This window comes from Staphylococcus sp. GDY8P57P (genome assembly GCF_017892585.1).
GTDB lineage: Bacteria > Bacillota > Bacilli > Staphylococcales > Staphylococcaceae > Staphylococcus > Staphylococcus borealis.
This window is the reverse complement of the sequence record NZ_JAESLK010000019.1, coordinates 432,510-447,848: the sequence shown is the minus strand read 5'-3', so window position 1 is coordinate 447,848 and position 15,339 is coordinate 432,510. Positions and strand designations below refer to the sequence as shown.

Annotated in this window: 16 protein-coding genes; 2 read left to right on the top strand and 14 right to left on the bottom strand. The window is 33.2% G+C overall.

Going from position 1 to position 15,339, the window contains the following annotated elements; genetic code table 11:
• Positions 1 to 17: 17 nt before the first annotated feature.
• From KA878_RS09125 to KA878_RS09105, 5 genes are all read right to left on the bottom strand, one after another.
• On the bottom strand, positions 18 to 551 hold the full coding sequence (locus KA878_RS09125; RefSeq protein ID WP_075108915.1) for an Asp23/Gls24 family envelope stress response protein: 534 nt from the start codon (positions 549 to 551) through the stop codon (positions 18 to 20).
• Positions 552 to 618: 67 nt separating this feature from the next.
• Complete coding sequence (locus tag KA878_RS09120; protein ID WP_053028532.1) at positions 619 to 858, bottom strand: DUF2273 domain-containing protein; 240 nt, start codon at positions 856 to 858, stop codon at positions 619 to 621.
• Between the two features lie 12 nt (positions 859 to 870).
• Positions 871 to 1,407 carry an alkaline shock response membrane anchor protein AmaP gene (gene amaP / locus KA878_RS09115; protein ID WP_193839076.1) on the bottom strand — a complete coding sequence of 179 codons (537 nt, stop codon included), beginning with the start codon at positions 1,405 to 1,407 and terminating at the stop codon, positions 871 to 873.
• Positions 1,408 to 1,583: 176 nt separating this feature from the next.
• The gene (locus tag KA878_RS09110; protein WP_193839075.1) at positions 1,584 to 3,134 is read right to left on the bottom strand and encodes a BCCT family transporter; all 1,551 of its coding nucleotides are present in this window, start codon (positions 3,132 to 3,134) and stop codon (positions 1,584 to 1,586) included.
• A 137-nt stretch (positions 3,135 to 3,271) separates the two neighbouring features.
• The gene (locus KA878_RS09105; RefSeq protein WP_193839074.1) at positions 3,272 to 4,285 is read right to left on the bottom strand and encodes a zinc-binding alcohol dehydrogenase family protein; all 1,014 of its coding nucleotides are present in this window, start codon (positions 4,283 to 4,285) and stop codon (positions 3,272 to 3,274) included.
• A gap of 146 nt (positions 4,286 to 4,431) precedes the next feature.
• On the opposite strand from KA878_RS09105, the gene KA878_RS09100 reads away from it, so the two are divergent.
• Complete coding sequence (locus tag KA878_RS09100) at positions 4,432 to 5,433, top strand: LLM class flavin-dependent oxidoreductase (RefSeq protein ID WP_193839073.1); 1,002 nt, start codon at positions 4,432 to 4,434, stop codon at positions 5,431 to 5,433.
• Between the two features lie 198 nt (positions 5,434 to 5,631).
• On the opposite strand, the gene KA878_RS09095 is transcribed toward KA878_RS09100, so the two are convergent.
• The 9 genes from KA878_RS09095 to KA878_RS09055 form a co-directional block, all read right to left on the bottom strand.
• A complete protein-coding gene (locus KA878_RS09095) occupies positions 5,632 to 6,465 on the bottom strand; it encodes an alpha/beta hydrolase (RefSeq protein WP_193839072.1) in 834 nt (277 codons plus the stop codon).
• Positions 6,466 to 6,722: 257 nt separating this feature from the next.
• Entirely contained in the window at positions 6,723 to 8,135 is a 1,413-nt protein-coding gene (lacG, locus tag KA878_RS09090; RefSeq protein WP_193839958.1) for a 6-phospho-beta-galactosidase, read from the bottom strand.
• Between the two features lie 15 nt (positions 8,136 to 8,150).
• The gene (locus KA878_RS09085; protein WP_075108927.1) at positions 8,151 to 9,902 is read right to left on the bottom strand and encodes a lactose-specific PTS transporter subunit EIIC; all 1,752 of its coding nucleotides are present in this window, start codon (positions 9,900 to 9,902) and stop codon (positions 8,151 to 8,153) included.
• A 5-nt stretch (positions 9,903 to 9,907) separates the two neighbouring features.
• Positions 9,908 to 10,222: a PTS lactose/cellobiose transporter subunit IIA gene (locus tag KA878_RS09080; protein ID WP_037536047.1), complete on the bottom strand. Its 315-nt coding sequence runs from the start codon at positions 10,220 to 10,222 to the stop codon at positions 9,908 to 9,910.
• Between the two features lie 24 nt (positions 10,223 to 10,246).
• Positions 10,247 to 11,224, bottom strand: a complete 978-nt coding sequence (gene lacD / locus KA878_RS09075; protein ID WP_075108922.1) for a tagatose-bisphosphate aldolase — start codon at positions 11,222 to 11,224, stop codon at positions 10,247 to 10,249.
• Positions 11,225 to 11,227: 3 nt separating this feature from the next.
• Positions 11,228 to 12,160 (bottom strand): tagatose-6-phosphate kinase, encoded by a 933-nt coding sequence (locus tag KA878_RS09070; RefSeq protein ID WP_107628932.1) that lies wholly within the window; start codon positions 12,158 to 12,160, stop codon positions 11,228 to 11,230.
• 12 nt (positions 12,161 to 12,172) lie between these two features.
• Positions 12,173 to 12,688, bottom strand: a complete 516-nt coding sequence (gene lacB / locus KA878_RS09065) for a galactose-6-phosphate isomerase subunit LacB (RefSeq protein WP_053028542.1) — start codon at positions 12,686 to 12,688, stop codon at positions 12,173 to 12,175.
• 16 nt (positions 12,689 to 12,704) lie between these two features.
• Positions 12,705 to 13,133, bottom strand: a complete 429-nt coding sequence (gene lacA / locus KA878_RS09060) for a galactose-6-phosphate isomerase subunit LacA (protein WP_053028543.1) — start codon at positions 13,131 to 13,133, stop codon at positions 12,705 to 12,707.
• A 371-nt stretch (positions 13,134 to 13,504) separates the two neighbouring features.
• Positions 13,505 to 14,260, bottom strand: coding sequence for a DeoR/GlpR family DNA-binding transcription regulator (locus KA878_RS09055; protein WP_193839071.1), 756 nt, complete (start codon positions 14,258 to 14,260; stop codon positions 13,505 to 13,507).
• A 268-nt stretch (positions 14,261 to 14,528) separates the two neighbouring features.
• On the opposite strand from KA878_RS09055, the gene KA878_RS09050 reads away from it, so the two are divergent.
• On the top strand, positions 14,529 to 15,260 hold the full coding sequence (locus KA878_RS09050) for an NAD-dependent protein deacylase (RefSeq protein WP_193839070.1): 732 nt from the start codon (positions 14,529 to 14,531) through the stop codon (positions 15,258 to 15,260).
• Positions 15,261 to 15,339 lie beyond the last annotated feature (79 nt).

Sequence of the window (15,339 nt, the reverse complement as noted above, 5' to 3'; positions counted from 1 at the left end):
AAGGGTTAAATTTATACTTATTGTAATCCTGATCTTTCAGAATTGTTATTGTTGTTGTTATTATTTTTTTCGTTTTTTTGTTGCCATTCTTTTTTAGTCATCACATCATCTACTTGCATGTTCACTTCTACTACTTCTAAGCCAGTGATGTATTTAACTTGTTCTTTAACTAAGTCAGTAACTTTACGGAAGATTTTTGGTGCAGATTCACCATATTCTAAAATTACTTTTAAGTCAATTGCTGCTTGTTTTTCGCCAACTTCAACAGAAACACCTGTTGTTACGTTGTTACCACTTGAAAATGCATTTGTGAAGCTATCAGCGAAACCGCCTTTCATATCTAAGATACCTTTAACTTCACGAGCTGCGATGCCTGCGATTTTTTCAACAACTTCATCTGAAAATGTTAATTTGTTTTCAAATTGTTGTTGTTCATTTTGTTGTCTGTATTGTTCTGCTTGTTTTTGTTGTTCTTCTCTTTCTTTTTCATTAACTCCTGTTTGATTGTTATACGCTTGTTTAGCTTTATTATTATTGTTTTCTACTGACATATTACATTCTCCTTTTATCTATATATTATTTTTTAATTTTTTAATACTGTGTTCTCAAATAAATTGGTTAACTCCATCTATTTAAGAAATTCATGAAATCCTGTGTACGGTCTTTAATATACCCAACACCGATTCCGATTAAACATAATACGATAACTAAAATTGTTTTCCAAAATCCTAAAGTTAGGAATAAGATTGCTATAATTAAAAATGCAAAGAAACCAATGATTCGCCATTTGTAAGATTTAATAAAGTCAATGATTTGTTGACTTCCATCTTGTCCATTTTGATTATTATTATCAGCCATGTTATCCCTCCCTTACAGAACGCGTTGGCCAGCTGTTTTTTGATCTCTGACATTCACTTCAAGTTTTCTAACTGGTAATTCAGTAAAATGCTCAACATTATGTTTAATGTCTGAACGAATACTTTCAGTTAAAGACTTAACTTGTACATCATTAGGTACTAAGAAATCAGCCTTAATATCGATGTAAGAATTATTTTTCTTATTATAAAGTTTCGCAACGACATTAGGTTGTCTTACTTGATCGTATTTAGTTATTGTATCGTAAGCTGATTTTTCGACTGCTTTACGAGATACATAAATATGACCATCATCATAATCTTTGTATAATCCTGGTTTTCTATATGTTGGTTTAAATATACTGAATACTAATATTAAGCCTATCAATATAAGTAATGCAGCCAAACCAATTAATAGTGGTTGGAACCAATTGAATTGTAGGAAGTAGTCTTGATATTTTGTTATTCGACTATCTTTTATGTACATAAACAATAGGAATCCAACAATAGCAACTATTAATAGGCCGAGGATAAAGTTTTTTAGTCTTTTCACCTCGTACGCACCTCCTAAGTTATTGTTGAATTATTGTATACGAATTAATACCCTATAAATATTATTCAAAACATTAATTCAAAATTATTAATATAATTATTTAAATATTTATTAATTTTTTACTTTCTACAAAGAGTATTCCCAAATTTAGCACAGTGAAAACATATATTTCATTCTTATTTTTTTGTATCTTTTTGCTTCGACGTTTTATACTGTAATATATTTGGAAATTTATTAGACGTTCTTGGATGATCTATACTTAACGATTTAAATAATGACCAAATCATTAATATTATGACAACTGAAAATGGTAAAGCTGCTATAATAAGTAAGTTTTGAATTGCTTGCGTACCACCGGTATAAATCATAATCATGGCAAATAATGCTAGTATTATGCCCCAACTTACTTTGACAAATGAAGCTGGATTAATATCACCTTTTGAACTTAACATGCCTAATACATACGTTGCTGAATCTGCTGATGTCACAAAGAAAATCATAATAACGACTATAGTGACAATACTTAAAATAAATCCTAGTGGATAATGTTCTAAAGTAGCAAAGGTTGCTGTTTCTGTTGCTTCTTTTGCAATATTAGCAATACCTTTATCTTGTAAATACACCGCTGATGCGCCGAAAACTGCAAAGAAAAAGAAACATACAAGTGCTGGAACAAATAATACACCGAGAATAAATTCTTTAATCGTACGCCCTCTTGAAACTCTTGCTATAAAGATACCGACGAAGGGTGCCCATGATACCCACCAGGCCCAATAGAAAATAGTCCAGTTTTGAAGCCATTGGAATTTTTCTCCACCATTCATTGGAATACGTAAACTCATATTAAAGAAATTAAAGATATAATTACCTAATCCATTTGTAAATGTGTTTAGGATATAAAGCGTTGGCCCCACTATAAATAATCCTATTAATACAATAAATGCTAATAGCATATTAACGTTGCTAAGTGTTTTAATTCCTTTGTCTATACCAGACCACGCTGACCAAGTAAACAAAGCTGTCGCAATAATAATTAATATAACCTGAGTGCCAAAATTATTAGGGATATTAAACAGGAAATTTAAACCTTCATTGATTTGAAGCGCTCCAAATCCAAGTGTTGCTGCAACGCCAGTAACTGTTGCAATAACAGCTAACACATCAATTGCGCCACCTAAAGGTCCCTTCATAGATTTTTCACCAAATATAGGGACTAATGTTGCACTTACTAAGCCAGGATATCCTTTATGGAAACTAAAGTATGCAAAGACTAAAGCCACAATTCCATATACAGCCCATGCATGTACACCCCAATGGAAGAATGCAAATTGAAAGGCATCATTAATAGCCGTCTGACTACCTGTTTTATGTATAGGCGTTAACGTAAACGCATGACTGATCGGTTCAGCAGTAGTCCAAAATACCAATCCAATGCCCATACCAGCACTAAATAACATAGCAAACCATGATGGAAGAGAAAATTCAGGATCTTCACCTTCTTCACCAAGTGTAATCGATGCATATCTTGAAAATAATAAATAGACGCAGACAAAGAATATAAGTAAAACTAGCAATAAGTAGTACCATGAGAAATGCCTCGCTATAAATGTAGTAATGTTTTGGGTCCCTATCTCTAATTGTTTAGGAAAAACAGCACCGTATATAACAAATAGTGTACAAATAGCTAATGCTGTCCAAAACACTAAACTAATCGACTTTTTTCGCATCATATACTCCTTTCAACAAATATTGTTTATTCAATTTTGGTCAAAATAAAATGACGTTTATACCTATTGCCTTTTTCAACAGGAATAAACGCCAATTATTCATATTTCTATTACTATTTAATTATTTTATATTAAAGCTATTGCGTTAAACGAATAACTAATTTACCAATCATTGAGTTTGATTCTAATATTTGATGTGCTTGATACAGATTTTCAGCCGTTAAGCCCTCTATTACTCTCGTTGTAGTTGGTTTATATACATGTTGCTCAATTTTCTTAGTAATATCTTCTAAGTATTCATGATGTCTAATCATATCATCCGTTTGATTCAATGGTCTTGCAAACATAAATTCATGTGAGAAAGTTAAACTTTTAGGTTTCAAAGCATTTAAATCTTGTTTATTTTGAAATGCTACTATCGTTGCAATATGACCTCTTGGCTTCACTAATTCAATCATTATGTCATAATACATATCTGTATCAAATGTACAGAAGACGTAATCTACTAATTCAATGCCTTGCGCTTTAAATTGCTTAACTAAATCTTCTTTGTGATTCAGGACAATGTCAGCACCCATGTCCTTAGTCCAATGAATGGTTTCGTCACGTGATGCAGTCGTTATAACGTGTAGACCATAAGCCTTAGCAATTTGCGTCGCAATACTACCTACACCTCCTGCCCCATTTATGATTAATAATGATTTCCCTTTATTATCTTCAGGGTTATGTGAAATGCCAAATACATCAAACAATGTCTCGGATGCAGTTATACCAGTCAATGGTAAACTTGCAGCTTGCTCGAAGCTAATGTTTTGAGGCGCCTTAGCAACTAATCTTTCATCAATGATTTGATATGTTGCGTTTGATCCATTTTGATCGGGTGAGCCAGAATAATATACAATGTCACCTTCCTCAAACATACGAACGTCGCTTCCAACAGATTCAACATAACCGACTGCGTCAAAACCTAATACACGAGGTACTTTTGATACCTCCGTCAAACGTTGTTTCGTATCTACTGGATTAACACTGATAGATTGTATTTTAACTAATAATTCATGTGCCTTTGGTTTTGGAATATCTAACGCGTACGTTTTAAATAAATTGCCTTCTGATAAATGAAATGGTTGTTCAAATCCAATTACTTTCATTGATTTAACGCCACCTTTAACTATGCTAATGTTTTAACTAAGTATAATATTATAAACAAATAGATAGCAATATAGATGGCTTCATTTTACAATACTAATACAATTTCTCTAACTTATTATTACTGTTGAAAGGGGCATATTTACAATTGAAATTAAGCATTTTAGATTATGTTCCAATTTTTGAAAATAGCAATGCCCACGATGCATTTAAGCATAGTATAACGTTAGCTCAAACTGCTGAGAAATTAGGCTATACACGATTTTGGGTTGCTGAACATCATAATGTTTTTTCGGTCGCATCTAGTGCACCAGAAATTGTAATGATGATGTTACTGGAACATACCCAAACGATAAAGATTGGTAGTGGTGGCGTAATGTTACCACATTATAGTGCCTATAAAGTGGCTGAACAATTTAAAATAATGGCAGCATGTCACCCTCACAGAATAGATATGGGTTTAGGTCGTTCACCAAGTTTTAAGCAAGTAAATGAAGCACTTAATGAGTATAAAAGCAAAAAGCCCACTCTAGACAATCAAATAGATGATTTGCGTCACTACTTTAGTAACCAATATGATGAACCGCATCGATATATGTCTATATATGCAACACCTCAAATTGATGACTCACCTGATATGTTTATTTTAGGAATGAGCGAACGCAGTGCAGAATTAGCTGCGCAAAAAGGGTTACCTTTTGTAATTGCATATATGGGACAACCACAAGATAAACTTAATCATCTTATCAGCTATTATCGACATCGATACAATCAATTGAATGACATATCAAAATCAAAGAAGCCTTATGTTATTCTGTCTACATTTGTAGTTACAGCTCAAACGTCTAATAAAGTTGCTGATTTATTAGATGCCCTACATTTATGGCTTTTGCGTATCAATTATCTCAATCAACCAAAATCTTACCCATCAATTATTACTGCGCAACACCGTCATTATACTTCGAGTGAATTAAAAAAAATTGAACAAAACAAGCGTCGAGTTATTAGTGGCCTACCTAATGAAGTACGCATAAAATTAACTCAATTAATTGAAACGTATCATGTAGATGAAATCATGGTTATGCCTCATGTGTTTGGAGAAGAAGCTAGACTAGAATTAATTCAACTCATCGCTAACACCTCACAATAAAATCATCATATCTGGTATTACAATTTGACAATTATTATTGTGACACTTTATTCCCACAAAAATTTTATAATTTCATCTGATACTTCTCTATTATGATGTACAGTCTGGGACATAAATAATATAATAATGCTATCTAGCAATTTCGCAGTAGCTGACTGAACTGAGAAGGCGCTTAAATCAAGCTTTTCTCAGTTCTAGTCATCCTTGCGGGGGGGAGACGACGAATTTAAAAGAATTCTGTCTCACTCCCTCTTTTCCTGTATATTTAGATTCTCTATACGTTTTTGGACTATCACCTAACAAATATTTTAAGGAGCGTGACGAACTATTTGATACACTTCCATCTGAATGTGTACCATCTTGTAAGTCACCATAAATATTCAACACTTCTATATTTTTATGATTATAACTATTTTTAAGACCTAATAATTCTTTATAATTTGCGTTCATTTTACTAGGTTTACCATTTTTATCAACAGATATTTCATTTACTTTTTCATTTAAATTTAAAACACCATTATATGTACCAGCTATATTTACTTCTTTTTGAAGTTGAGGCAATTTATTGTCATTTCCATAATATTTCATAAAGTAAGCAAATGATAAATTCCCCATTGAATGTGCTACGAAATTGTAATGCGCTATATGAAATTTGTCTTTCATTTGAGTGAGTACATTTTTAATATTTTTGGCATTTTGCGCTACATCCCCATTTTTATTATCTTCAAATAATATTTTGATAATTGGATTGTTTGACCTCTTCGAAATATTGCCGCTAAACTGAACTTCTCCATTAGTTGAAACATGTGCTGTAACAACATCCTTAGTCACACCTTTAGTTACTGCTTGATTGACCATATATTTTTCGGAATGATTCGTTCCTCCATACCCATGCATAAACAATGTTGCAACCTGCTTTTGATCATTATTCTGATACTTAGATGAATGATTACGATTTGTTTGACAACCAACTGTCGTAAATATCAATATGCTTATAATTAAACTAAAAATAATGGTTTTAAAAGTGCTCATAATATCATACTCCAATAGGTTTTCTATAAGTATAAACGATATTGTTATACATATGAAAATTAAGTTGTTTGTAAATTTAAATACGCATGTTAATGAACTAAATATAAATTGCTAATTTATTGTAGTAATAGGATTAAACTATTAATAAAGAAATAGGACAGAGATCAGCTTGATATAAGCATTTTCTCTGCCCTAATTGATTGAATATAATAGTTTTGAGGCGGAACAACGAATTTATTTTAATTTCTGTCCTGCTCTTATTTAATTTCCTTACTTTCCGCTAGTTCTTTGTACCAATATGCACTCTTTTTAGGATAACGTTCCTGAGTTTCAAAATCGACATAAAATAGACCATATCGTTTTTCATAACCATTTGACCATGAGAAGACGTCCATTAATGACCATATGAAGTAACCTTTTACATTGGCACCATCACGAATAGCATCAGAAATGACCTCGAGATGTTTTTTTACATAATCTATACGAGCGTCATCATCTACCGTTTTACGTTCTTCATCAAATTGGTCTTTGTATCCAAGTCCATTCTCAGTAATGTAGATTTTATGATAATTTGGATAATCTTTAACTACACGCATGATTTGATCATATAATCCTTTTGGATAAATCATCCAGTCCCAATCAGTACGGGGTACGTCAACATCAAATTCACGTTGACCTACACCTTTGAGTTGATATTTAGAACCACCTTTATCACCTGTGGCATTATGCGTAATTTCAGATTCCCCTTCATAACCTCTCATCCAATCACTCATGTAGTAATTGATACCTAAGAAATCATTTAAATCTTTGGCCGCATCCAATACTTTATAATCTTCTTCTGGTATATCTAATTTACCACCATTAACAGATAAAATGTGTTGAACGCCTTCCATAGTTTCACGAGAATATTTACCAAGATAAGTTGCATCTAAGATAAATTTATTGTGAATGATATCTTCTAATTCAGCTGCTCTAACATCTTCTGGGTTTGTTGGATCATAAGGGTATTTAGTTGGCAATGCGTGTACGACTCCAATTTCACCACTATAGCCATTATCCTTAAATAACTTCACAGCTTTTGCATGTGCGACCATCATGTTGTGGTGTGATTGAAACACTTTAGCAAAGTCATACTTAATTCCTGGTGGGAATTTACCTACTAAATATTGGCCATCACCAATAGGTCCAATTTCATTAAATGTCGTCCAATAATTAACCTCTGGAAATTCTTCAAAACAGAATTTTGCATATGCCACAAAATAATCGATTGTCTTACGATTTAAGAAGTCACCGTCACTGTGCAATGTTTCAGGTGTATCAAAGTGATGCAATGTTACAAATGGCTCTACATGTCTTTTATGACATTCTTTAAATAAATTATGATAGTATTCTACACCTTTAGGATTAACTTCACCATATCCGTCAGGGAATATACGTGACCATGCAATCGAAATACGAATACCATTCACACCAAATTTTTCACTTAATTCTAAATCAATAGGATATTTATTGTAAAAATCACTTGCTGGTTCAGCTGTATACCAATAGTTTTCTTCAAGATAAGTGTCCCATGCTACACGACCTTTTCCATCTGTGTGAGTCGCGCCTTCTGCTTGATAAGCCGCTGTCGCACCACCGAATATAAAATCTTCTGGTAATTTTTTCATTATACTTTCATCTCCTATTTATTTTTCAAATTGTTGTTGAACGAAGTCTAATGCTGCTTTGCCATCTCGAGTTAAATTAATATATTCAACACCCTGTGTTTTTGCTAATTTAATACCTAGTCGATCTGTATCTTGTTTAATATCTTCATAGTTTGAAGCAACTTGAGGTGCTAAAATAATTAATTGATAATCTTTCATAATATCCATATGCGCACCATAACCGCCTGCTGCTGCTTTAACAGGAACATTATAGTCTTCAGCTGCTTTATTTAAAGCGTTAGCTAATAAACCGCTAGTTCCTCCACCAGCACATAGAACAAGTACATTGGTTTGTTCTGTGATGTTACTTTGTTGCGTTTCATTCTTATTGAATGCTTCATCTTGACCTGTTTGAGTATGACTTGTATCAGTCGCACCAGCTGATGCTAGGATGGCATCTGCTTTTTTAGTATCAAAGTTTGCTGCTACTTTGTTTTGCAACTCATTATTAGCAGTTTTATTTCCTAATTCTTCTTCTAAAATTTGTTCATCATACACTTTTACAAATGGGTAGTAAATAATTACATCTACTACAATTAAGACGATAGCAAGTACAAATGACCAAAATGCAAAACCAGTACCCATCACGATACCTAATGGACCTGGTGTAGTCCATGGTAAGAAGATACTAAAACTGTTCATTCCTAATACATCTACGAAGAACTTAAAGATCCATACGTTTGCAATTGGGGCAAAGATAAATGGAATAAAGAACACTGGGTTTAACACTAATGGTGCACCAAATAAAATTGGTTCATTGACACCAAAGAATGTAGGTACTACAGATGCTCTACCAATCGCTTTATTTCGTTTCGATTTAGTTAGCCACATAAACATAAATGGCACGACTAACGTTGCACCAGTACCCCCCATAGTAACGACGAACATTTGAGTACCTGGTGTAATAACGTTATTAGCATGTTCTCCAGCTTGAATTAAATGTAAGTTCGCTTCTAAGTTAGCATACGTGATAGCTGCTATAGCTGGTTCTACGATTGACGGACCGTGAATACCAACGAACCAGAAGAATGCAAAGGCACCAAAGATAATAGTTACACCAACCCAACCATCTGCTGCAGTAAACAATGGTTCAAATAATTTTAATACGCCATTGGCTACATTCGTATGTACAGTAGCTCTCACAATTAAATCTAACGCATATAAAATAATGATTACTGCTGATAAAGGAAATATATCTTTGAACACTTGCGAAATGTTAGGTGGAACTTCTTTCGGCATTTTGATTGTAATATCACGTTTGATAAAGAAGTTATATACAATCACAGTAATAAATGCTGATAGAAATGCTGTTAATAAACCTTTTGTTCCCATAAATCCACTTAAGAATCCACCATCTTTTGCAGGATCAGCTGCTAGGAATAAAAAGCCACACATTGCTGCCATCATAGTTGAGATAAAGTTAATTTGATTTGTTTTATCCAATTTCCGGTTAAACGAATCAGTCAATGATTTAGCAGTCGTACCTGCTACTATAAAACCAACAATTCCCATCGTATAGTTGTATGGTTTCATTAGAATTCCTTCCATTGTTTTACTCCATGTGAAACCAAACACGTTAGGAACATAGGTAACTAAAATAAAGATACTAGAGAATAAGATAATTGGGATTGCTGCGATAAATCCATCACGAATAGCTCTTAAATAAATATTACGAGATATTTTTTCAAAGAACGGTTTTCCTTTCTCAATCCAGGCAATTAATTTGTTCATAGCATTCAACTCTCTCTTCTATATAATTCTAATAGATGTTTCATTAAATCTTTTAATAGTAGTGTTGTCATTAAATGGTCTTGACCGTGCATCATTGTAACGCTGTATGCGATATCTTCGCCTTGTGCTTCCTTAGCTAACAAACTTGTTTGCGCTTTATGTGCATTTGCAATACATTCGTTTGCTTCTTCAGTTAATTGCTCTGCTTTATCTAATTCACCATTTTTAGCTGCAGTTAATGCCTCTAATAATTTTGAACGTGCATCTCCAGCATATGCTACAATTTCAAACCCTAGTAATTGCACTTCTTCTCTATTCATTATGATGTGCCCCCTTAAAATGATTTATTTTGATTTCCATGATGTTGCAGTTGATTCTAATACTTTATTAAGATCATCAATATTTTTGAATCCAGTAGTGCGTAACCATTTACGCGCAGCTGCTTCGCCTTCTTCGATATATACTTTTACTGCGCCTGACCAAGTAGCACGTCCACAAAGTACACCATTAAATTTCGCACCAGCTTCATGTGCAAATTTCAATGTTTCTTGGAATAATTCTGCAGAAACACCAGCACTTAAATAGATATATGGTAAATGTGTTGAAGCTTCTTGATCACGGAAATGTTGCGCCGCTTCTTCTTTGCTATAAACAACTTCACCTTCTGCAAATCCTTCTACAAAGTTCATATTTACCGGTACTTCAACTTTAAGTACATCTACATTAAATCGTTCTTCGGAAAATAATTTCATAGCTTCATTTACTTTACGAGGTTTTACTTTCGCGAATTCAGCACTTTTATTATCCGGAATATGATCATCATAAGTAAGTACTTCTAGGAAGAATGGGATATCTTCTGCTACACACTCAGATCCGATTCTTTCAATATATGCTTTCTTTTGAATATTAATATCTTCTGAATCATCAACATCATAGTAAAGTAAAAATTTAACCGCGTTAGCGCCTTGTTCTTTTAAACGTTTTGCTGACCATTCAACTAGGCAGTCTGGTAAACGTCCTTTAGCATTTACGTCATAACCTGTTTTTTCGTAGGCTAATAATAATCCACAGTCTTTGTTACGCGCTTCAGATGCTGGAAGACCATATTCAGGGTCTAATAAAATTGACGAAGCATATTGTGTTAATTCTTCAGATACTAATACTTTTAGTTGTTCAATTTGTTCAACAGTTGGTTCTTCTGTTTGATGTTCAGCCATCATTCTTTTTAAAGCACCACGTTGGTCAAACGCTAAAGCTGAGATAACGCCTTCTTGATTACTCAATTGCTCTATTGATGCTAATTTTTGTTGTGATTTAGTCATTAATTACACCTCTATAACTTCAATTTGTTGGAATATTTCGTCAAATTTATGTACATCAATATGTCCAGTTTGACTTTCCATTGCATTTAATATTCCAAATGCATTGGCTTTTTTTAACAGTACGTCATCCTCATCTTGATGAATTAAACCTGATGCAATACCTGCTACAGTTGAATCACCTGATCCAACAGGATTCACCACATCTATGCGAGGAATATTTACTTTATAGTAGTTGTTATGATGTTTGGCGAAGGCACCTTCGCTTCCTAGCGAAACGATAATCCACGCTATACCATCAAATATGGGTTGATTAACTGCATCTTTTAGACACTCAATTTCTGAGGTTACTTTCGTTTGTAACAATTGTGCCAACTCATCGATGTTAGGTTTGATTACAGTTGGTTTGTAATCACTTAGCAAAACATCTAATAAAGATTGACCTGAACTATCTAAGATAGTCAATTTCTGATGCTGTTCGGCTAACTGAATTAAATCGGCATAATAATCCGACTTCAATCCTCTTGGTAAGCTACCAGACATCGCAATGACGTTAGCTTTTGTTAATAATTTGGCCAAATGCGTTTTAAATTCTGACGCTTCTAGCTCAGTGATTGAAGGTCCTTGTTCAAGAATCTCAGTCTGTTGTCCCTCATGAAGAATAGCAATACAATTTCGTGTTTCTTCATTAATCTTAAAAAAGTGATGATTAATTTGATTGGCGTTCAATTGCTGCTCTATAAATTCGCCCAACTTGCCACCTAAGAAACCACTCGCTGTCACATCTTCCCCATATTCTGATAAAACACGAGTTACATTTAAACCTTTGCCTCCAGCAGTTTTTATCGTGTTATTAACGCGATTCACTGTATCAAGACTAAAATGGTCTAGAGAATATGAAATATCTATCGAAGGATTTAGTGTTAACGTTAGAATCATAGATTGTCACCCTTAATCGTGATATTCACCTTTGTCCCATTTTTCTAAAAATTCATCGAAGAAATGAGGATCAGCTTGTTTATCGTTATGTGCTTCTAAATGCTCAATTTTAGCTATTAATTTTTTATTCTCTTCGCTTGGTTTATATTCCGCTTTGATGAAAGCATCTACAATATCAAAAATGAATAATTCACCTACGATTTTTCCACCAAAACTAACAACATTCGCATTTAATTCCTCTTTTGAATAAAGCGCTGTTGTCATATCACGAACTAAAGCAGTACGTACGCCTGGTACTTTGTTAGCAGCGTTACTAATACCAACACCTGTTCCACAAATACATACACCTAAATCCGCTTCACCGCTTGTTACAGCTTCACCCACTTTTTTACCAAAAATTGGATAGTGTGTTCTTGTAAAATCATATGTTCCTACATCAATTACTTCATGTCCTTGTTCTTTTAAATGTTTTGAAACTGCCATTTTTGTGTCTGTTACAATATGATCGCAACCAATAGCTATTTTCATTTTAAAGTCCTCCTATTTAGCACATTTTATTTAACATATCTACACGTATTTGATGACGACCACCGTCATAGTGTCCATTTACAAATTCTTTAGCAACATGCTTAGCAAGCATATCTCCAACAATTTCAGAACCCATCGTAATCATGCGAGCATTATTATGACCACGTGTCATATAAGCAGATCTTTCATCTGAAACTTCTGCTGCAACCATTCCTTTGATTTTAGTAGCGACCATGAAACTTCCTGCGCCATAAGCATCAATTGCAATGCCTAAATTCTCATCATTCTTTTGAACTTCTTGCGCAACGGCTAATGTTGAATCAACAAAGTCAACATCTTTACCTTCTGTTACATCTAATACTTCATGATTATTCTCTTTTAAAAATGCTTTGACTACTTCTTTGAGTCGTTTACCGTCTACATCTGAACCAATAATAACTGTCATAATTATTCTCCTTTAATAAATTGATTCACATATATGTGTTTATCTTTAAATTGTGAAAAAGCGCTTTCAACTCTTTATGTTTAAATTATAAACATAAACAAACAAATAATCAACATTAAATGTTTGAATATTGTTTGATAATTAGTTGTTTTAAACAAAATTGTTTTGTTTTATGTTTATTTATCTTTTTAAAATATAAAAAAACCGGGAGTGGGACAGAATTCTTTTAAAATTCGTTGTCCCACCCCCGCAAGGGTGACTAGAACTGAGAAAAGCTTGAATTAAGCGCCTTCTCAGTTTAGTCAGCTACTGCGAATTTGCAAAATAGCTTCATTATATTATTTTTGTCCCAGCCTAGGTTGCTGTTTTAGTTATTCAATTACTTCAGTATAAGATCTTAACGTTTCCATGTTATCATCATCGCCTTTATCAATGATAACTGCAGTTAAATCGTCTAACTTGCATAATTGAGTAAAGTCCTCTTTTCCTAGCTTTGACGAATCTATCAATAAATATTTTTCTACGGAGCGTTCTAAAGCTAGTTGTTGGGTATACGCTTCATCAACTGTTGATGTAAGAACATCTGCATCTTTAATGCCATTACAACTAAAAAACATTTTGCTAAAACGTTTTGTTTTAAGCAGTGCATTGGCCATTTCACCTACAAATGACTCGGTTAACGCCCTCATTTCCCCACCAAGTAAATAAACTTTAAAATCAATTGATCTTTTTTCAAACAATATTTTAAACACTGGAAAACAATTTGTGATAACTGTTAGCGATTTTAACTCCATGATTTCGGCTAAACATTCTATTGTCGTACCAGGTCCAAGAAAAATCGTATCGTTTTCTTCGATTAAATGAACGGCTTTTCGTGCAACGTTTCGTTTTTCTTCTATATTGTGTGTGTGTTTCTCTTGATGTGACTTCTCTTTAAATTGAAACATAGCATTACTTCTTGCGCCCCCATGAATTTTGGTAAGTAATCCTTTTTCTTCAAGTTCAGCTAAATCACGTCTTACTGTCATATCCGATACATTTAATTCTTCTACAATCTCATTAGTTCTAACAGTGCCTCTTTGATTTACGAGTTTAGTTATTTCATCTAAACGATCGTATTTATTCATTCAACTCTTCACTTCCCACATCACATTTTCAAGTAAATGATATACATTGGATACTTGAATTTATTAAAATTAATTCGCACATATTAATTTTATACTATAAATCTAGTGAACTCTAACATTTTTATCAATGCGCTTACATTTAAATCTTATATTTAGAAAGCAATTTCTAGAAAGTATATCTGATAGTATGTTGTAATAAGTATATAAGTAATATTAAAAATAATTCTATCAAAAGTTAGAATCAATTTGTGTATATGGAGTGTTTTGAATGAGTAATAAGATTGAAAAGTTAAAAGAAATTGTAGATAAATCAAATCATATTGTCTTCTTTACGGGCGCTGGTGTTTCTGTTGCAAGTGGAATTCCAGATTTCCGCTCTATGGGAGGATTATTTGATGAAATATCCAAAGATGGCTACTCTCCAGAATATTTATTAAGTATTGACCATCTTAATGATAATAAAGAAAGCTTTATTGATTTTTATCATAAGCGTTTACTTGTAGCTGATAAAAAACCTAATATTGTTCATGAATGGATTGCAGAGTTAGAAAAAGAAGGTAAATCTTTGGGTGTCATCACTCAAAACATTGATGGCTTACATGAAGATGCAGGAAGTCAACATATCGATGAAATTCATGGCACACTCAATCGATTCTATTGTATTAAGTGTGGTGAGGAATACACAAAATCTTATGTCATGGATCATGAATTAAGATATTGTGAATCATGTGGTGACGTTATTCGACCAGACATTGTCTTATATGGTGAAATGTTGGATCAACCAACTGTTTTTCGTGCACTTGATAAAATCCAAAAGGCTGACACTGTCATCGTATTAGGTTCATCACTTGTAGTACAACCAGCTGCTGGTTTTATTTCTAACTTTACTGGTGATCATTTAGTTATCATTAATCGAGATAAAACACCATATGATAGAAAAGCAGATTTAGTCATTCATAATGATATGACAGAAGTCGTCGAAGAAGTATTTAAAAAGTAAAAAGATAATTCAAAGAGGCTGGGACATAAATAATATAATGAAGCTATTTTTGCAAATTCGCAGTAGCTGACTGAACTGA